General features: G+C 62.3%; 16 protein-coding genes and 1 pseudogene. 13 read left to right on the forward strand and 4 right to left on the reverse strand.

Translation table 11 applies throughout. The annotated features are described in order from the left end of the window. Nucleotides 1-2: 2 nt before the first annotated feature. The 4 genes from OOZ53_RS19475 to OOZ53_RS19490 are packed head-to-tail and all read left to right on the forward strand — an operon-like array spanning nt 3 to nt 4454. The gene (locus tag OOZ53_RS19475) at nt 3-779 is read left to right on the forward strand and encodes an ABC transporter permease (protein WP_271091385.1); all 777 of its coding nucleotides are present in this window, start codon (nt 3-5) and stop codon (nt 777-779) included. Continuing rightward, the gene (locus tag OOZ53_RS19480) at nt 772-1785 is read left to right on the forward strand and encodes an ABC transporter ATP-binding protein (protein ID WP_271091386.1); all 1014 of its coding nucleotides are present in this window, start codon (nt 772-774) and stop codon (nt 1783-1785) included. Before OOZ53_RS19475 ends, OOZ53_RS19480 begins: the two co-directional genes overlap by 8 nt. Then, nucleotides 1782-2675, forward strand: coding sequence for a nucleoside hydrolase (locus tag OOZ53_RS19485; protein WP_271091387.1), 894 nt, complete (start codon nt 1782-1784; stop codon nt 2673-2675). Before OOZ53_RS19480 ends, OOZ53_RS19485 begins: the two co-directional genes overlap by 4 nt. After that, the gene (locus OOZ53_RS19490; RefSeq protein ID WP_271091388.1) at nt 2676-4454 is read left to right on the forward strand and encodes an adenine deaminase; all 1779 of its coding nucleotides are present in this window, start codon (nt 2676-2678) and stop codon (nt 4452-4454) included. It abuts the gene before it with no gap. Nucleotides 4455-4482: 28 nt separating this feature from the next. Here OOZ53_RS19490 and OOZ53_RS19495 read toward each other — a convergent pair whose 3' ends face one another. Beyond that, nucleotides 4483-4899 carry a metallopeptidase family protein gene (locus tag OOZ53_RS19495; RefSeq protein ID WP_271091389.1) on the reverse strand — a complete coding sequence of 139 codons (417 nt, stop codon included), beginning with the start codon at nt 4897-4899 and terminating at the stop codon, nt 4483-4485. 204 nt (nt 4900-5103) lie between these two features. On the opposite strand from OOZ53_RS19495, the gene flhA reads away from it, so the two are divergent. From flhA to folD, 8 genes are all read left to right on the forward strand, one after another. After that, nucleotides 5104-7191, forward strand: coding sequence for a flagellar biosynthesis protein FlhA (flhA, locus tag OOZ53_RS19500; RefSeq protein WP_271091390.1), 2088 nt, complete (start codon nt 5104-5106; stop codon nt 7189-7191). Next, on the forward strand, nt 7188-7940 hold the full coding sequence (gene fliR / locus OOZ53_RS19505) for a flagellar biosynthetic protein FliR (protein ID WP_271091391.1): 753 nt from the start codon (nt 7188-7190) through the stop codon (nt 7938-7940). The genes flhA and fliR overlap by 4 nt, the downstream gene beginning before the upstream one ends. After that, the gene (locus tag OOZ53_RS19510) at nt 7930-8379 is read left to right on the forward strand and encodes a hypothetical protein (protein WP_271091392.1); all 450 of its coding nucleotides are present in this window, start codon (nt 7930-7932) and stop codon (nt 8377-8379) included. The genes fliR and OOZ53_RS19510 overlap by 11 nt, the downstream gene beginning before the upstream one ends. Before the next feature lie 29 nt (nt 8380-8408). Then, on the forward strand, nt 8409-8924 hold the full coding sequence (locus OOZ53_RS19515) for a rod-binding protein (protein ID WP_271091393.1): 516 nt from the start codon (nt 8409-8411) through the stop codon (nt 8922-8924). Between the two features lie 15 nt (nt 8925-8939). Next, on the forward strand, nt 8940-9329 hold the full coding sequence (locus OOZ53_RS19520; protein WP_425499191.1) for a hypothetical protein: 390 nt from the start codon (nt 8940-8942) through the stop codon (nt 9327-9329). Continuing rightward, nucleotides 9326-9835: a hypothetical protein gene (locus tag OOZ53_RS19525; protein WP_271091394.1), complete on the forward strand. Its 510-nt coding sequence runs from the start codon at nt 9326-9328 to the stop codon at nt 9833-9835. The genes OOZ53_RS19520 and OOZ53_RS19525 overlap by 4 nt, the downstream gene beginning before the upstream one ends. A 605-nt stretch (nt 9836-10440) precedes the next feature. After that, complete coding sequence (locus tag OOZ53_RS19530; RefSeq protein WP_271091395.1) at nt 10441-12258, forward strand: GumC family protein; 1818 nt, start codon at nt 10441-10443, stop codon at nt 12256-12258. A 105-nt stretch (nt 12259-12363) separates the two neighbouring features. Beyond that, a complete protein-coding gene (gene folD / locus OOZ53_RS19535) occupies nt 12364-13281 on the forward strand; it encodes a bifunctional methylenetetrahydrofolate dehydrogenase/methenyltetrahydrofolate cyclohydrolase FolD (RefSeq protein ID WP_271091396.1) in 918 nt (305 codons plus the stop codon). Nucleotides 13282-13287: 6 nt separating this feature from the next. Here folD and edd read toward each other — a convergent pair whose 3' ends face one another. The 3 genes from edd to zwf all read right to left on the reverse strand — a co-directional run bounded on the left by edd (nt 13288) and on the right by zwf (nt 17388). Further along, a complete protein-coding gene (gene edd, locus OOZ53_RS19540) occupies nt 13288-15108 on the reverse strand; it encodes a phosphogluconate dehydratase (protein WP_271091397.1) in 1821 nt (606 codons plus the stop codon). Between the two features lie 104 nt (nt 15109-15212). After that, on the reverse strand, nt 15213-15926 hold the full coding sequence (gene pgl, locus OOZ53_RS19545; protein ID WP_271091398.1) for a 6-phosphogluconolactonase: 714 nt from the start codon (nt 15924-15926) through the stop codon (nt 15213-15215). Continuing rightward, on the reverse strand, nt 15913-17388 hold the full coding sequence (gene zwf / locus OOZ53_RS19550; protein ID WP_271091399.1) for a glucose-6-phosphate dehydrogenase: 1476 nt from the start codon (nt 17386-17388) through the stop codon (nt 15913-15915). The genes pgl and zwf overlap by 14 nt, the downstream gene beginning before the upstream one ends. A 219-nt stretch (nt 17389-17607) precedes the next feature. Between zwf and OOZ53_RS19555 the strand changes: the two are divergent. Next, nucleotides 17608-17897, forward strand: a pseudogene (locus OOZ53_RS19555) (hypothetical protein); the annotation flags it as partial.

Consider the following 17897-nt stretch of genomic DNA (forward strand, 5'->3'; position numbering starts at 1 on the left):
ATATGGCACGCACGACGAACTGGGTTGTCCTGGGCCTGACGCTGACATTCCTGATCGGCCCGTTCATCATCATCATCTTTGCCGGCGCTTCGGCAGGCGAATCGCTGGCCTTTCCGCCGGCAGGCCTGTCGCTCAAATGGTATGCCAAGGTTTTCACGGTGGAGAGCTTCCGGCAAAGCTTCATGCTTTCCATGTTCCTGGCTGTCTTCGGGACCCTGGCCGCCCTGCTGATCGGCGTTCCGGCGGCCTATGCGCTCAACCGCTACAAGCTTCCGGGCGACGAGACCATCCGCACCATTGTCGCCGCGCCGATCATCGTGCCGGGCATCATTGTCGGGCTGGCGCTGCTGCGATATCTGGTGGTGCCGCTCGATTTCACGGTCACCATGGCTTTGTTCTTCGCCCACACGGCGCTGGTTCTGCCCTATGCGGTGCGTGTTGTGTCCTCGAGCCTGCACAATCTGCGGGCAGACATGGAGGAGGCCGCCGTGTTGCTGGGCTGCAGCCGGTTGCAGGCCTTTACGAAAGTGGTTTTGCCGAACATTCGCGGCGGCGTGCTCGCGGCCTTCATTCTCGGCTTCGTCACCAGTTTCAATCAGGTGCCTGTCTCGCTGTTCCTTTCCGGTCCGGGCGTGCGCACCTTGCCCATAGACATGCTGGCCTACATGGAAATCACTTATGATCCGTCCGTCGCGGCGCTGTCGGCTCTGCTGGCCTTCATGTCACTTGCAATCGTATTCGCCGCCGAACGGCTTCTGGGATTTTCACGCTATGTCTGATGCATTCGTTTCTCTTTCCGATCTGACCTTGTCCTATGGTCAAACCGTTGCCGTGCCCGACCTTGATCTTGACATTGCGGAAGGGGAACTGATCGCCCTGCTGGGACCCTCCGGTTGCGGCAAGACCACGACCATGCGCGCGATCGCCGGACTGCTGACGCCGACCTCCGGAAAGATCGTCATCGACGGGCGCGATGTTACGCGAACACCGGCAAACCAGCGCGGCATAGGGCTCGTCTTCCAGTCCTACGCGCTGTTTCCGCATCTGAGCGCCTTTGAGAACGTGGCATTCGGGTTGCGACTCAAAAAACTGCCGGAACGGGAGATCCGCGCCAAGACGGAGGCCGGATTGGATACCGTGGGGCTCGCCGGGTTCGAAAAGCGCAAGCCGGCTGAATTGTCGGGCGGACAACAGCAGCGCCTGGCACTGGCCAGATCTCTGGTCATGGAGCCAAAGGTGCTTCTGCTGGACGAGCCGCTGTCCAATCTCGATGCCCGGCTGCGACTGGAGATGCGAACCGAACTGCAGCGCGTTCAAAAGGACACCGGCGTGACCATGGTCTTCGTTACCCACGACCAGTCCGAGGCCCTGGCGCTCGCCGACAGGATCGTTCTCATGAAGGATGGCAGGATCGAGCAACTGGGCACGCCCGACGAACTTTACGCCCGGCCGGCAACGGTGTTTGCCGCCGATTTCATGGGTTTCGAAAACATCTTCTCCGTAAACGGAATGGAACTCGTCTCCGAAACCGGTCGTTTGCCGCTCGGCTTCGAGGCCGATTGCCCGAAAATAGCCTGGCGTCCCGCCGGAGTGACCGTCGGCGAGGGGCCGCATAGCGGCAAGGTTGTGGCCAGCAGCTTTGCCGGAGATCACCGGGAATATGTACTCGAAACGCCCCTGGGACAGATAAAGGCCGATGCGCCGATCGAAATCGCCGAGGTGCCGGCAGGCGCCGTCGTGTCATTCGATCTGCCGCAGTCCACATCAAGGGCCCTTGCAGCATGACTGCCATTTGGGTCGATACTGATTTTGGCTTCGATGACCTTTGGGCGCTACTCGTCTTGAGACGCTTGAACGTGCGGGTTGACGGGATTTCGCTGGTTGCCGGAAACGCGTCCATGGGTCAGGTCGTGAAGAATGCGCTTGGCGCGGCCCTTGCATATGGTTTCGACACGCCCATATGGCGCGGCTCGCAGGAGCCGCTCGAGCGGGAACTGGAGACCGCCGGGCGCATCCTCGGTCCGACCGGCATGCGCAGCCGCGGCCGCACCCTGCCGGATCCGGTCGGGCAGGTTCAACACGGCGCCGTGACGGCCCTGCAAGACTGGCTTGTCGGTGGCACCGAGGAGCAAAGCCGCGATATTCTGGCGCTCGGACCCTTGACCAACATCGCCCGATTGATCCAATCCGCGCCCGAGGCGGCGCGGCGCATCACGCGTCTGGTATGGATGGGCGGCGGCAACGGGGCGGGCAATCACACGCGTTATGCCGAATTCAATGCCTGGGCCGATCCGGACGCGGCGCGGATTGTAGCGAATGCGGGTCTGCCGCTCGATATTGTCGACCTGACTTTGTGCCGCACGGTCGTATTCGGCCCGGATGATCTGCCCGTCACCGATCCCTTGACCGCAGATCTTCTGGGCGGATATCTCGATATCGCGTTGGAAAGAGGCAGGCCCGCAATGGCGATTTACGATCCGACGGCTGCTTTCGCCCTCGCGGACGAACACCATTTGCATTTTGAACCGCGTGCCTTGAGCGTTACCACGGAGCCGGGCGACCGCTACGGTGAAACGACATTTGTTCCGGACAGCGGCAGCCGGACCCGTCTGGCGATCGATGCCAGCCCACAACTGGCGGCAATGTGTCTTTCGGCGCTTGCAGGGGAGGTTTGAATGGCGCGTGACGGCAATCTGAACGACCCTGCCTTGCGCGCCAGGGCCGTTGAAGCGGCACAGGGAAAATGTCCCTTCGACCTGCTGATCGAAAACGTCCATGTGCTGGACATGGTCACCGGCCGGGAGCGCCGGGCGGATATAGGCATCGTTGGTCCGCTGATTGGCAGCGTGCTCCCGCCATCGGCCGAGCTTGACGCCGTAACGCGCATTGATGGCGAAGGCGCCTTCGCGGTGCCGGGCCTGATCGATACGCATATGCATATCGAAAGCTCGATGGTCACACCGGCCGAATATGCGGCGGCCGTTTTACCGCGCGGTGTGACCACTGCGGTTTGGGACCCGCATGAATTCGCCAATGCCTGTGGCGTATCCGGCGTGGAATTCGCGATCCAGGCGACCGGTGACCTGCCCCTGCGTGTGCTGACGCTGGCTCCGACCTGCGTGCCGTCGGCGCCCGGCTACGAGAGCTGTGGCGGCGACTTCGGACCCGAGACCGTTGCCCGGCTGCTCAAGCGCCCGGACATAAGCGGCGCGGCTGAGCTGATGACAATGCAGCCCCTGCTCAATGGCGATCCGCGTGTTGCCGGCATCGCGAATGCCGCGGTTGCAAGCGGCAAACTGGTTTGCGGCCATGCCCGTGGATTGTCCGGCGGCAATCTCGCCGCCTACGCCGCCGCCGGTGTGGAATCGGATCACGAATTGACCTCGGCGGCCGATCTTCTGGCCCGGCTCGAGGCGGGCATGACCGTCGAGCTGCGCGGTTCGCACGAGCATCTGTTGCCCGAACTCGCTCAGGCCCTGGTCTCGTTGGGCCACATGCCGCAAACGGTGACCCTGTGCACCGATGACGTGTTTCCCGATGATCTTTATGCGCATGGCGGTTTGGATCGGGTGCTTCGCCTTCTGATGGCGCATGGATTGCCCGCGGCCTTGGCTTATCGCGCCGCGACGCTGAATGCTGCGGGCCGGCTCGGACGCGCGGATCTGGGCCTTCTGGCCCCCGGCAGACGCGCTGACGTGGTTTTGATTCCCGACTTGAGGGAAGTTTCCGCAAAGCTCGTTCTCGCCGATGGAAAACCCGTTGCGCAATCGGGAACGCTTGAGGCAGCCATGCCCACGACCAGGGTTCCGCAGGAAATGAACGATACTGTGCGTTTGCCCGAACTCGCTGCCTCGGATTTCGAGATTGCGGCGGAAGGCAGCCGAGCGACGATAGCGACGCTTTCCAAGCCGCGTTTCCCCGTCTGGAGCAGGCGCGATGTCGCCGTAACCGGTGGAAGGCTTGAATTGCCGGATGACATGCTCCGCATGGCGGTCGCCAACCGATACGGTCGCGCGACGCCGGTGCGCGTGGCATTTCTCGAGAATTGGGGCACCTGGCGCGGAGCCTTTGCGAGCACCGTATCCCATGACAGCCACAACCTGACTGTGTTCGGCCGGAATCCGTCAGACATGGCGCTGGCGGCCAACGCCGTGCGCGCGGCAGGCGGCGGACTGGCGGTGGCGAGCGAAGGGCGTGTGATGGCGCAGCTTGAACTGCCCATTGCCGGCCTTGTCAGCGACCGGCCTCTGGAGGAGGTCGCCGATATCTTTTCGGAACTGCGTCAGGCCCTGGACGCGCTGATCGATTGGGAGCCGCCCTATCTGGTCTTCAAGGCCCTGTTCGGTGCGTCATTGGTGTGCAATGCCGGCCCCCGGCTCAGCGATGTCGGGTTGGTGGACGTGTTCGAGGGCCGCATTCTGGAAAGCTGCATTATCGACAGTCACGACACGTAGGTCATGGGCAAAAGGCGATACGCTCCGGTCAATCCACCTCCGCCTCGATTGCCTCCATGTCCTCGTCGGAAAGGCCGAAATGGTGTCCGATTTCGTGGATGAGCACGTGCCGCACGATGGCATCGAGAGTCTCCTCGCGCTCGATCCAGTATTCAAGGATGGCGCGGCGATAGAGCCAGATCCGGTTGGGCAACTGGCCGGTGCGGATCTCGGTCGCGCCCTGGGCCATGCCGATCCCCTGGAACAGGCCGAGCAGCTCAAAGGGGCTGGTCAGGCCGAGTGATTTGAGCACATCCTTTTCGGCATAATCGGCAACGGTGATCTGGATGTCGGTGCACAGGCCGCGGAATTCCTCCGGCAGCCCGTCAAAGGCCTCGTTTCCAAGCCGCTCGAAATCCTCCAGCGAGGGCGACAGGCGGCCGGTCCAGGACGATGTGGATTCCATGAAATCAATTTCCTTCAACAGGTTACGGCGGGATCCGTCGAGTTCAAGTGATTTCATTAAAGTAGGCATTGAGGCGTCAATCCGCCAGACCTGGTCGCATGGTCGAAGCGGCCACCTTCGCGCAAGCTTCGCCCGATAATTTGGCGCAAGGATCATCGGGACGCCGTGCGCGGCCCGCAATTGTCATGAAGAGACAAGGGCAACATGGCGGAATCAACAGCCGTAGCAGTGCCGCCGCTTGAGGGCAGGGGCCGCGATGTCACCTTCGCCATCGGCATCGTCATTATCCTGTCGATCCTGTTCCTGCCGATCCCGGCATTCCTGATCGATATCGGTCTTGCCTTCTCGATCGCCTTCTCGGTTTTGATCCTGATGGTCGCGCTGTGGATCCAGCGGCCGCTCGATTTCTCCTCTTTCCCGACGATCCTGCTGATCGCCACGATGACGCGCCTGTCGCTCAACATCGCGACGACCCGCATTATCCTGTCCGAGGGCAATGAAGGCATCACCGCCGCCGGCCATGTCATCGGCGGTTTTTCGCAGATGGTCATGTCCGGCGATTTCGTTATCGGCGTGATCGTCTTTCTCATCCTCGTCGTCGTCAATTTTATCGTCATCACCAAGGGTGCGACCCGTATCGCCGAGGTCGGTGCGCGTTTTACGCTCGATGCAATCCCCGGCAAGCAGATGTCGATCGACGCGGATCTCTCCGCCGGACTGATCGACGAGAAGACGGCACAGGCAAGGCGTCGTGAGCTCGAAGAGGAGAGTTCCTTCTTCGGCTCCATGGACGGCGCCTCGAAATTCGTCCGCGGCGACGCCATTGCCGGCCTCATCATCACGGCGATCAATATCTTCGGCGGCATCATCATCGGCTACACCCGCCATGGCATGGAGATCGGAGACGCCGCGGACGTCTTTACCAAGCTTTCCGTCGGTGACGGCCTCGTTTCCCAGATTCCTGCATTGATCGTCTCGCTCGCCGCCGGCCTGCTCGTCTCGCGCGGCGGCAATGTCGGATCGGCCGATGTCGCTGTTGTCGGCCAGTTGAGCGGCTATCCGCGTGCGCTGTTCGTCGCGGCGGGTCTGATGATCGTGCTCGCCGTCGTTCCGGGCCTGCCATTCCTGCCCTTCATGATCCTCGGCAGTGCCATGGCCTTCGCCGGCTGGTTCATTCCACGGCAGATCGAGCGCCACAACCAGGCGATCCGGCAGAACGAGGAACACGCGCTGCTGGAGCTGAAGAAGCAGGAAAAGGACTCGGTCAAGAACGTTCTGCACACCAGCGAGATCGAGCTTTGCCTCGGCAAGCACGTCTCCACCAAATTGCTTGGCGCCCATCAGGAACTTGCTTTCCGGGTCGGCAAGATCCGCAAGAAATTCGCCTCGCAATACGGCTTTGTCGTTCCCGAGATCAAGGTGACCGACGATTTCGCCGTTCCCGACAAATCCTACCAGATCCGCATTCACGGAACCGCGGTCGCGGTCAACGAACTACGTGTCGGCGAAGTCATGGTGGTGATCGGCAATGGCAGGAAGCCGGCCGTTCCGGGTGATGAAATCCGCGAACCCGCCTTTGGTCTGCCGGCGGTCTCGGTGCCCGAGAGCTTGGCGGAAGAGGTCAAGCGTGAAGGTTTCCAGCCGATCGACAATGTCTCGGTCGTGCTGACGCATCTGAGCGAGGTAATCCGCAACAATCTGCCGCAGCTCCTGTCCTACAAGGACATGAAATCCCTTCTCGACCGGCTCGATCCCGAGTATCGCAAGCTGGCCGACGAGATCTGCTCCAATCACATGTCCTATTCGGGCCTGCAGGCGGTGCTCAAGCTGCTGCTTGCCGAGCGTGTCTCGATCCGCAACCTTCATCTCATCCTGGAGGCGGTCGCGGAACTGGCGCCGCATTTGCGCAAGACCGAGCAGATCGTCGAGCATGTGCGCATCCGCATGGCGCAGCAGCTGTGCGGCGATCTTGCCGACAATGGCGTGCTGCGCGTACTGCGGCTCGGCAACCGCTGGGATCTTGCCTTCCATCAGGCGCTCAAGCGCGATGCCAAGGGCGATGTCGTCGAGTTCGACATCGAGCCGGCGCTGCTCGAGGAATTCAGCGAACAGGCCACCAAGGTGATCCGCGGGCACCTCGATGCCGGCACGCGTTTCGTACTCGTGACGGCACCCGATGCGCGGCCCTATGTGCGCATGATCATCGAGCGCCTGTTTGCAACGCTTCCCGTCATCTCGCATGTCGAGATCGCCAAGGGCGTGGAAATACAGATCCTCGGTTCGATCTCATGATCAGCGATCTGGAGGGAACGGTCCTCGCACTGGTCGCCTCCTTCAGTCGCATCGGCGCCTGCTTCATGTTGATGCCCGGTCTCGGCAGTTTCCGCGTGCCGGCGCAAGTCCGCCTCTTCGTGGCCATTGCCGCCTCGATGGCGCTTCTGCCGCTGATGTGGCAGTCGATCTACCCCAAGGTCGCCGTCTCCACGTCTGCCTATCTCTCGTTGATCTTCGTGGAACTGCTGATCGGCGCGGTGCTCGGTCTGGTTGCCCGATTCTATGTGCTTTCCCTGCAGTTTGCCGGAACCGCCGTCTCCATGATGATCGGCTACAACCCCATGGCAAGCGCCGGTGTCGAAGAGAACGAGCCGCAGACCGAACTCGGCTCGCTGATCGGGCTGACCGGCCTTCTGATCCTCTTCATGATGGATTTCCACCACATCGTCATCGAGGCGCTGACGATGTCCTACGACCTGATGCCGGTGGGCGGCAGTTTCGACGCGCAAATGGCGCTGATCACACTGTCGGACACCCTGTCCTCCTCCTTCATGATCATCTTGCGGCTGATCAGCCCGTTCCTGATCTACGGCCTGATCTTCAACCTGGCGGTCGGCATGGTCAACAAGCTGGCGCCGCAGATTCCGGTCTATTTCATCTCGCTGCCGTTCATCCTGACCGGTGGTCTGTTCCTTCTGTTCTTCGGCTCCGGCGAGTTCTTTCGCCAGTTCGCCGACGGGTTCGTTCCGGTGTTCGATGGCCGCTGACGCATTCGAGAAACGGGCCCGCAACCTGAAACGGCTTGCGGCGTTGCAGGGCCAGCTGCACAAGCTGGCGGAGACCGAACTGGCGGAGACCAACCGGCAGCGCATCGTGGTAGGCGAGCAGATTGCGCATCTCGTCGAGGTGATGGGCGGTCTCTCGCAGGTACACCGCCTGTTTCCCGAGCTTTACGCGCGGCAGCTGGACAAGCTCAAGAGCCGCGAACGCACGCTGGCGGCGCAGGCGCAACTGCAGGAGCAGAAAGTCCTGCGCGAGCGCACCAAACAGGAGCGCCTCGGTGATCATCTCGTGACAGCCAGCGCGGAGGTCGAAAGGATGCGCGAGGATGAAAGCCTGCTCGATCTTCTCGATGCGGTCAAAGGGGCCGGGCAGGAAAACCATGGCAGCCGCGCTCCAGCCTCCCGTAAGCTTCGTGGTGCATAGTTGCCGGCGACGACCGAGAGGATGATTCATTGGCAATATCACCGCCGAGCGACCTTGTTCTGGATGTGGTCCGTGCCGCCGATCCGGCCAATGTGCGCGAGGCGCACCGCAAGCTGCTTGCCAAGTCCTCTGAGGCTGCGGCGCCGGCTTTCGAACCGCTGGCGGACCGGCCAATCGGCGCCAGGGTGCAGGCCGATGCCGGCAATGTGCCGCAGGCCCACCGGGAATTCGAGGCCATGGTGCTCCAGTCTTTCATCAAGAGCATGTTGCCCACCGACGCGGAAAACCTCTACGGCAGCGGTACTGCCGGGGATATCTGGAAGGGCATGATGGCCGAGCAATTGGGCAAGGCGCTCGCTGCTGCCGGCGGTATTGGTATCGCGGAACAGCTGTCTGACCAGCGCCAGCCGGCGCAGGCCAATGAGGACCATGCGCGGTCCACGGGCGACAATCGCAACTATGCGAACGGCCTTGTGCAGCAGATCCAGCGCGACATTCTGGGCAATGCCGGCGAACAGACCGGCCCATTCCATGAGAAGACCTGACGCTCGGAGTAGACAATGATCGGGAGCCAAAGCGATATGGGCAACCAGAATGCGGATGACCGGGTGGCAAAGGTCCTGGGCCGGCTCGATGCGATCCTTGATGCTGAAAACAGCGCGCTCGGCACGGATCCGGACTTTGATGTCAACGCCTCCAATATTCGCAAGAGCCGCTGCCTCTACGAGCTGTCCTTGTTGGAAGAAGCCGTCCCGCCGCAGCAACTGAGCCGTTCGCATGGTCAGATGTTGCGCGTCATCCACGACAAGCTGGAGCGGAACACCGCCAAGGTGAAAGCGCATCTCGAGGCCGTACGCCGGGTCACGGATCTTTTGCGCGATGCTGTGCAGGAAGCGGAGGCAGATGGCACATACACGGCTGAGCAGTTCTATTTGCGTGAGGCCGGATGATCAAACTCGCCATTTCCGGGGTCTGGATCTGCGCCGTCACGCTCGCTTCGGTCTATTTCTCCCTGCAAGTCGCGTCCGAAACGTCCAATCCCAAGGAAGAAACCGAATTCTTCGGCGGACTCGACTATGTGCGCTCCGACCTCATGTCGATCCCGGCGATCTACGACGGCGAGGTCCGGGGCTATTTCATCACCCGGCTCGTCTACACGGCTGAACCGGAGATTCTCAATTCGCTCAGCCTGCCGCCTGAGATGCTCATTACCGACGAGCTCTTCAGCCTGCTGGTCGGCGAACGCGTCATCGATCTGACCAGGGTCGAGCAATTTGACCTGGACGCTTTCCGGATCGTTGTCCGCGACCGTTTGAACGATCGGCTGAAAAAGAAGGTCTTCCACGAAGTCCTTGTCGAGCAGATGGAATTCCTGACCAAGGCGGAGGTTCGCAACCGCGCACGCCAGCGGCGACTGCCGCCGCCGCCGGTCAAGTCGGTGGGCGAGGAAGGCTGAGCCGGTATCGATATCGGTTGTCATGACAGGCCGCAGGGTTCGCAAAGCACGACCTCAACAATTTTTTTTGGAAATATTGGAATATATATTTGAAATCGCGCTTTTATTTACTAAAGTAATTAACCAGTAAGTGCGTTGCATATTAGTAAGTATTGATCCGAAACGGCGAGCCGGAAGCGAAGTAATTCGTTTTGTGGGACATGAAGGCGGTCCGGAAATACGACCGCCGGCTGCGGGCATATTCTGTGGAATTCCCGGCGTCAAACTCTGCCTTTTGTGATCGGACCGCAAACGGATACAGGTAGCATGTCCTCTATACCGGCGGGCCAGTCCGGCTCGTCGGTTCCGTTTTGCCGTTACCGGCATTTCCAGTGAGCCAGCCGAGCATCGATATCCCGATTTTCCGGTGACCGCCGCGCCGGCGCAACAAGGCGTCTTGACGGCGATTGTCTGTTCACCGAATCTTTTCCGCGCAATTATCCGGTTTTGTCAGGGAGCAGCGCCGCAGTCGTGATCTGCTCCGGGCGGGCAGACGCGAATGGGCTCGAAGGGCACTGATGGACGATCCTCGATCAAACGATGCAATGGGGCGGCGCGGGTCTCTCATGAACACCGATCGGGATCGACAGACGGACACGGCCCCTGTCGACCGACAGGCACTGATCGATCGCGTCAGGGCGGCTGCCCGCGATACGCACGGACACGAAGTATCCGCAACGGCTGACGGCGATCGTGGGAAAGGCCCGACACGCCGGGCAGGGCCGACCGCCCCGGCAGCGCCGGACCGGGCAATTTGGCACAATCGTTTGCTCGTTGCCTTCACGACCATTCTCGGCGCTGCGCTTGGCGTCGCACTGGCGCTCTCCCTGCCCCAAAGATATGAGGCAGTGAGCAAGCTGCTGCTCGATCCCAGCGGTCTTCCGCGGACCGATGTCGATCTTCCGCCGGGAGCCTATTCGGCCGAAACCATGCGCGCACTTGCCGACAGCCAGGTGAAAACAATTGGCTCAAGTTCCGTTTTGAAGACCGTCGTCGAAGATCTGGACCTGGCTGACGATCCCCAGTTCAACGGCACCGGTCCGGCCGGGATCGCAGGTGCGGCCCGCCTGTTCCGCAACCTCCTTTCCGCCGGGAAAAACGAAGACCGGGCCAACCGGGAGGTCCTCGCGTTACAGTCCCTGTCGCGGAACGTGTCCGTCCTGCGCGGTGAAGATTCACTCATTGTTTCTATCTCGGCCGTGACCGGCGACCCCGGCAAGTCGGCGCTGATCGCCAACCGGATCGCCGATGTCTACATCGCCGTCCAGCGGGAGGCCCGGCTGGCACCGTCCGTGCGTGACCTGGCGGCCCTGACGCGTCAGCTCGACGTGCTCCTTGCCGATGTCGAGGCCGCGGAGCAACGGGTTGCGCAGTTCCGGGCCGACAATGATCTGGTCGGCGCCGGCGCGACATCGATCGACGACCAGCGGATCGTGCTGCTTGACCGGCGGTTGGCGCAGTTGCGTGCCCGCAAGGCGGAGATTCAACGAGCGTCAGAAACCAGCGGCGCGCTTGATATCGACGCCGTACTGTCTCAAGCCGCGCCGGAAATCCTGCAGGCTTCAATCATCGGCGAACTGCGCGCCGAATATGCAGCCGCCAAACGCGCCGCCGAAGCGCTGGCAAACAGCCTCGGCGCGCGCCATCCCCGGCGCATCGCCGCCGAACAGGCGCTGGGATCGGCGCGCCTGGAAGTCGACAGGGAATTGCGCCGGATTGCCAGGGCGACACAGGTCGAACTGGAGCGGATTGTCCAATCGGAACGGCAGCTTGCCGGCGAACGCGCGGCACTGAAAAGCGAACAGGCCGCAACATCCGCCGCCCTGGACCGATTGCGGGAACTGGAGCGCGAGGCAGATGCGGCATCGGCGCTCTATCGGTCCTTCCTGGACGAGGCGCGCGAACCTCGCGAGCTGCAGGAGCGCGATACCGGCAACATCCGGGTGATCTCGGAGGCCACGCCGCCGGTCCGGCCAATCGGACCGCCGCGACTGTTTATCGCGGCCGGCGGTCTGGTTCTCGGCTTTGCTGCCGGTCTCTTTGCAACGATGGTGATGGGTCCCGCGCGAAGCCTGACGCCCGACAAGGACGGACGCTCGGAGACCGTTGTCAAAGGGCCACCGCATCCGGTGGAAGCCCTGCCGCCGGCGCCCGGGCATCCACCGCGCGAAAGGCAGGAGGACCAAATTGCGCAGAAAGGGTTGCCCAACCCGCCCGTCCTCCAGACCGAAGACACGGAGACAGGCGATATCGAAAGCCGAAGCCGCAGAAGCAAGGAAATGCGGGAGGTGTTGGATCGCCTGCAGAAGGCCCGCGAGGAAGCGCGTGTTCGGGACACAAAAAACCCGGAACACGCCGGTTCGACAGAAAACGGCGTGGGCTGACCATTTCCCAAGCGCAAAATTTGCATTATGCAGCGGACAGGCGGCAAACGGCGCATTGGAAATTGTCCATTCGCGCCGCGCAACAGTGTATTGGGAGCATCGCAGATGACAGCAGTTACCGAAACGGCAACGGTGATTGACGGCAAGGCCGTCGCAGAGAGCGTCGTGGAGACAGTCAAATCGGCAGCCGCCGAGCTGAAGCAGGCGGCGGGCGTCGTTCCCGGCATCGCGGTGGTCATCGTCGGCGAGGACCCGGCCAGCCAGGTCTATGTCGCCTCGAAGGGCAAGAAAGCCAAGGAATGCGGCTTTCACTCCGTCCAGCACACGCTGGCGGAAGCCACCAGCGAGGCCGATCTCCTTTCGCTCGTGGAGGATCTCAACAATGATCCGCAGATCCACGGCATACTCGTGCAGCTTCCGCTGCCCGGCCATATCGATGACGGCCGGGTCATCCAGGCGATCGATCCGGAGAAGGATGTCGACGGTTTCCACGTCATCAATGCCGGCAAGCTGACCATCGGCGACATGGACACGGCCTTCGTTCCCTGCACGCCTGCCGGTTCCATGCTGCTGATCGAGCGGGTGCGCGGCAAGGATCTGTCCGGTCTCAACGCCGTTGTCGTCGGCCGCTCCAACATTGTCGGCAAGCCGATGGCAAGCCTGCTGCTGGCCGCCAATGCGACCGTTACCATCTGCCACAGCCGCACGCCCGACCTGCCGGCCACATGCCGCAACGCGGACATCCTCGTTGCCGCCGTCGGGCGGCCCGAAATGGTCCGGGGGGACTGGGTCAAGCCCGGCGCCACGGTCATCGATGTGGGAATCAACCGCATTCCCGTGCCGGAGCGCGGCGAGGGCAAGACACGGCTCGTCGGCGATGTCGCCTATGCCGAATGCGCGGAGGTCGCGGGCGCGATCACCCCCGTTCCGGGCGGTGTCGGCCCGATGACCATCGCCATGCTGATGGCCAATACGCTGGTCTCGGCCTGCCGCCATGCCGGCAGGACGCCGCCGGCTTTCTGATCCGGATCAGCTGTAGAGCACGCTCGCGCCGTTATCGGCGCGTCCGGCGATCGCCCGGAAATTGGCGAAGATCTCGCGGCCCATGCCGTGTTCGCTCTCCGTAAGGTCTGCCTTGGCCGGCGCGCGCGCCGCGAATTCGGCTTCGTCGACCAGTACCTCCAGCGTTCCCTCCACCGCGTCGAGGCGGATGATATCGCCATCGCGAAGCTTGGCGATCGGGCCTTCATCCAGCGCCTCCGGTGTGACGTGAATGGCCGCCGGCACCTTGCCGGAGGCGCCCGACATGCGCCCGTCCGTCACCAGCGCCACCTTGAAGCCGCGATCCTGCAGCACGCCGAGGGGAGGGGTCATCTTGTGCAGTTCCGGCATGCCGTTGGCGCGCGGTCCCTGGAAACGCACGACAGCAACGAAATCGCGATCGAGTTCGCCGGCCTTGAAGGCCGCCTGCAGCGCATGCTGTGAGGAAAACACCTTGGCCGGCGCCTCGATCACATGCCGCTCCGGCTTGACCGCCGAAATCTTGACGACCGATTTGCCGAGATTGCCGGTCAGCATTTTCAGGCCGCCATTATCCTGGAACGGTTTCTCGATGGTCGAAAGGATCTTCGGATTGGCGCTGACGGCCGGCGCCGGTTCGCGCGCAATGCTGCCGTCGTCGTTGAGCTTCGGTTCGATGGCATAATCGGCAAGGCCTTCGCCCCAGACCGTGCGCACGTCGTCATGCAGCAATCCGCCCTTCAGCAGTTGCGAGATCAGGTAGCCCAGGCCGCCGGCCGCATGGAAATGGTTCACATCGGACGGGCCGTTCGGATAGACCCGCGCCAGAAGTGGCACCAGGTCGGAAAGCTCGGAAATGTCCTCCCAGGTCAGCACGATACCGGCGGCGCGGGCCATGGCGATAAGGTGCATCGTATGGTTCGTGGAGCCGCCCGTCGCATGCAGGCCGACAAGGCCGTTGATCACGCTGCGCTCGTCGAACATGACGCCCGCGGGTGTGTACTCGTTGCCGAGCGCGGTAATCGCCAGTGCCCGCTTGGCCGCTTCCTTCGTCAGCGCGTCGCGCAGCGGCGTGCCCGGATTGATGAAGGATGCGCCGGGCAGGTGAAAGCCCATGAGCTCCATCAGCATCTGGTTGGAGTTTGCCGTGCCGTAGAAGGTGCAGGTGCCGGGGCCGTGATAGGATTTGGATTCGGCTTCCAATAGCTCGGCACGGCCGACCTTACCCTCCGCGTAGAGCTGGCGGATGCGCACCTTCTCTTCATTTGGCAGTCCCGACGTCATCGGCCCGGCCGGAATGAAGACCGCGGGCAGGTGGCCGAATGTCAACGCCGCAATGACCAGTCCGGGAACGATCTTGTCGCACACACCGAGATAGGCCGCCGCGTCGAACATGTTGTGCGAAAGGCCGACCGTCGCCGACAGCGCGATCACGTCGCGCGAGAACAGCGACAGATCCATGCCAGGCTGGCCCTGCGTGACGCCGTCGCACATGGCAGGCACGCCGCCGGCCACCTGCGCCACGCCACCGGCCTCGCGCGCTGCTTCGCGGATCTGTGCCGGAAACGTCTCGAATGGCTGATGCGCGGAGAGCATGTCGTTATAGGCGGTGATGATGCCCAGATTGGCGACCCGGTCGCCGGCGAGCGCTTCCTTGTCATGCGTGCCGCAGGCGGCGAAGCCGTGCGCGAGGTTGCCGCAGGAAAGGACGGTGCGGTTCGGGCCTTCCTCGGCGGCCTTGCGGGTGCGCTCCAGATAGGCCTCGCGCGTCGGTTTTGATCGCTCGACGAGGCGCTTGGTGATCGAAAGGACGGATGCGTTTGCGGACATGGTTTTCCTGCCGATGGTTCGTTTCACAACGGTTCAAGTAGGAGGCCGGTTTCTCCGGTTCTGTTCATCGTCGTCTTCTGCAGCGCTGCAATAGCTCTGGGCCTTCAGGGTGCCCAGTAGACCTGCAGCGGTCGTTTCGTTTCCCTCAAGATAGCGCGGACCGGCAAAGCCTCCACCGGACCCGGCTCGAGCGCGGCCTCCAGGACATCTCGTTTTTCCGTGCCCTCGATATGCAGGATGACGCTTTCCGCCCCATGCAGCACCGGTTGCGTCAGGGTCAGCCGGGGCTCCGGAATGCCCGGGGCCTCGATGGCCATCACGGTCTTTTCCTGCTCGGGATCGGTGGCGGCCGCCAGTTCGGGGCTGCCCGGAAACCAGGAGGCGGTGTGCCCGTCGGTCCCGAGACCGAGCACGGCAATGTCGATGGGCTTTTCCAGCGCGTCGATCTTCGACGCTGCCTCGTTGGCCGCCTCTTCCGGGGAGAAGCCTTCGCAATAAAGCGGGATGAACTGTGCGAAAGCCGCCTCGTTCTGCAACAGATGGGTGGCAACCAGCCGGTGGTTGGAGCGTTCATGGGACGGCGGAACGAAGCGTTCGTCTACGAGCGTGACGATGACCTTCGACCAGTCGATGTCCGTCCGGCTGAGCGCCTGGAACATGTTTCGCGGGGTGGAACCGCCGGAAACGGCGAGCACCGCCGCTCCGTCGCGCATGATGGCCGTCTGCAGTGCGCCGGCGATGTCCGCCGACAGAGCCGCGGCGAGCGCCTGCCGGTTGGCGTAGTTGTTGAACTGCGGTTCGTGCCTATCTGCTTTCATGCCAGGTACGGCCGTCCCTTTCGATAAGCGCGATGGCGTTGGTTGGGCCCGAGGTGCCGGCGGTGTAGCCGTGGCACGGATGGTCGGTTTCCTCCCAGGCCGTCAGGATCGGATCGACCCATTGCCAGGCCGCCTCGACCTCGTCGCGGCGCATGAACAGTGTCTGATTACAACGGATGACATCCATCAACAGCCGCTCATAGGCGTCCGGGTTGCGCACGCCGAAGCTTGCCGCGAAACTCATGTCGAGCGGCACATGGCGCAGCCGCATGCCGCCGGGCCCCGGATCCTTGATCATGATCCACTGTTTGACGCCTTCGTCGGGCTGCAGGCGGATCACCAGCTGGTTGGCGATGATCTGGCCCGTGCCTTCGCTGAAGATGGAATGCGGTATCGGCTTGAAATTGATGACGATTTCCGAGACGCGCTGCGCCATGCGCTTGCCGGTGCGCATGTAGAAGGGAACGCCCGCCCAGCGCCAGTTCTCGATCTCGGCCTTGATCGCGACGAAGGTCTCCGTGTTCGACTTGTCGTCCCCAAGTTCATCGAGGTAGCCGTCGACGGCGCCGCCGGCCGAAGCGCCCGCACGGTACTGCCCGCGCACGGTCAGCCTGGAGGCATTGCCGGCATTGATCGGATGCAGTGCCCTCAGAACCTTCAGCTTCTCGTCGCGCACGGCCTCGGCGTCGATCGAGGTCGGCGCCTCCATGGCGACGAGACACAAAAGCTGCAGCAGGTGGTTCTGCACCATGTCGCGCAGCGCCCCGGCGCGGTCGTAGTAGCCGGCGCGGCCTTCGAGCCCGACCGACTCGGCCACGGTGATCTGCACGTGGTCGATATGGGCCGAGTTCCACAGCGGCTCGTAGAGCGCGTTGGCAAAGCGCAGCGCCATAAGGTTCTGCACCGTTTCCTTGCCGAGATAATGATCGATGCGGAAGATCTGGTCTTCGGAAAACGCGTGGCCGATCGTGTCGTTCAGGGCGCGGGCCGATTCAAGGTCGCGGCCGATGGGTTTCTCGACGACGATGCGCGTATTGTCGTTGACCAGGCCGTGATTGTGGATGCGCTCGCAGATCTCGCCGAAGATCGACGGGCCGACGGCGAGATAAAAGGCGCGCACCCGCTCGCCCGCCTCGGCCAGCAGTTTTCCAAGCGCGTCCCAGCCGCGTTCCGAGCTTGCGTCGACCGAGACATAGTGCAGGCGGTCCAGAAAACGCTGAACCTCCTGCTCGTCGAATTCACCGGGTTTCAGATGCCGTGACAGCGCCTCGCCGGCGAATGCGCGATAGCCTTCGTCGTCCAAATCCGAACGGGACGCACCGATGATGCGCGTCGGCTCGGTCAGTTGTCCCGAAATCTGCCGGTGATAGAGCGCCGGCAGGAGTTTGCGCTCGGCAAGGTCGCCGGTGCCGCCGAAGACGACATAATCGAACGGCTCGACGGGAATGATCTGGCTGCTCATCGCTGCTGGCCCGTATTTCAGAATGTATCGGAATGTCCGGCTTCCTCATAATCTAATCGATTTAAAAAGGCCAGAGGAAATTCACCGGAAAGGGCGGAGTTGGTTTTCGATCCGGCATGCGCATGGGTCCGGACCGGCAGTTCTCACAGATGGTCGGATGGCCGCTTCGAGCCCATTGCGGCCATTGCAGGCTGTCTTGTGCGTATTATGCTTGTGCCTATGGAACTAGAACTCGAACACGAAATAGCCAAAAGACTTCGTCATGCGGAAGCGAACGCCGAGCCTATTGAGCCGTTTGCACATGAGATCGGCGAGCGTGAGGTGCTTCGCGCTTACGATATCCAGCATCTGAACACCCAACACGGACTCAGCACCGGTCGAATACTTCGAGGGCGAAAGATCGGCCTCACAGCAAAAACTGTCCAGCAGCAGCTAGGCTCAGGACTCATTGATCAGAGCCAGAATGCGACGGTTGCGGCGATACAGATGGCCGAGAAGAAGGTGTGGGC

The organism is Allohoeflea poritis (assembly GCF_027889715.1).
GTDB lineage: Bacteria > Pseudomonadota > Alphaproteobacteria > Rhizobiales > Rhizobiaceae > Hoeflea_A > Hoeflea_A poritis.

What these genes read in the sequence shown, in the direction of transcription:
- OOZ53_RS19475 (WP_271091385.1), top strand. Translation starts at nt 3, where the DNA reads ATGGCACGCACGACGAACTGGGTTGTCCTGGGCCTGACGCTGACATTC.
- OOZ53_RS19480 (WP_271091386.1), top strand. Translation starts at nt 772, where the DNA reads ATGTCTGATGCATTCGTTTCTCTTTCCGATCTGACCTTGTCCTATGGT.
- OOZ53_RS19485 (WP_271091387.1), top strand. Translation starts at nt 1,782, where the DNA reads ATGACTGCCATTTGGGTCGATACTGATTTTGGCTTCGATGACCTTTGG.
- OOZ53_RS19490 (WP_271091388.1), top strand. Translation starts at nt 2,676, where the DNA reads ATGGCGCGTGACGGCAATCTGAACGACCCTGCCTTGCGCGCCAGGGCC.
- OOZ53_RS19495 (WP_271091389.1), bottom strand. Translation starts at nt 4,899, where the DNA reads ATGGAATCCACATCGTCCTGGACCGGCCGCCTGTCGCCCTCGCTGGAG.
- flhA (WP_271091390.1), top strand. Translation starts at nt 5,104, where the DNA reads ATGGCGGAATCAACAGCCGTAGCAGTGCCGCCGCTTGAGGGCAGGGGC.
- fliR (WP_271091391.1), top strand. Translation starts at nt 7,188, where the DNA reads ATGATCAGCGATCTGGAGGGAACGGTCCTCGCACTGGTCGCCTCCTTC.
- OOZ53_RS19510 (WP_271091392.1), top strand. Translation starts at nt 7,930, where the DNA reads ATGGCCGCTGACGCATTCGAGAAACGGGCCCGCAACCTGAAACGGCTT.
- OOZ53_RS19520 (WP_425499191.1), top strand. Translation starts at nt 8,940, where the DNA reads ATGATCGGGAGCCAAAGCGATATGGGCAACCAGAATGCGGATGACCGG.
- OOZ53_RS19525 (WP_271091394.1), top strand. Translation starts at nt 9,326, where the DNA reads ATGATCAAACTCGCCATTTCCGGGGTCTGGATCTGCGCCGTCACGCTC.
- OOZ53_RS19530 (WP_271091395.1), top strand. Translation starts at nt 10,441, where the DNA reads ATGAACACCGATCGGGATCGACAGACGGACACGGCCCCTGTCGACCGA.
- folD (WP_271091396.1), top strand. Translation starts at nt 12,364, where the DNA reads ATGACAGCAGTTACCGAAACGGCAACGGTGATTGACGGCAAGGCCGTC.
- edd (WP_271091397.1), bottom strand. Translation starts at nt 15,108, where the DNA reads ATGTCCGCAAACGCATCCGTCCTTTCGATCACCAAGCGCCTCGTCGAG.
- pgl (WP_271091398.1), bottom strand. Translation starts at nt 15,926, where the DNA reads ATGAAAGCAGATAGGCACGAACCGCAGTTCAACAACTACGCCAACCGG.
- zwf (WP_271091399.1), bottom strand. Translation starts at nt 17,388, where the DNA reads ATGAGCAGCCAGATCATTCCCGTCGAGCCGTTCGATTATGTCGTCTTC.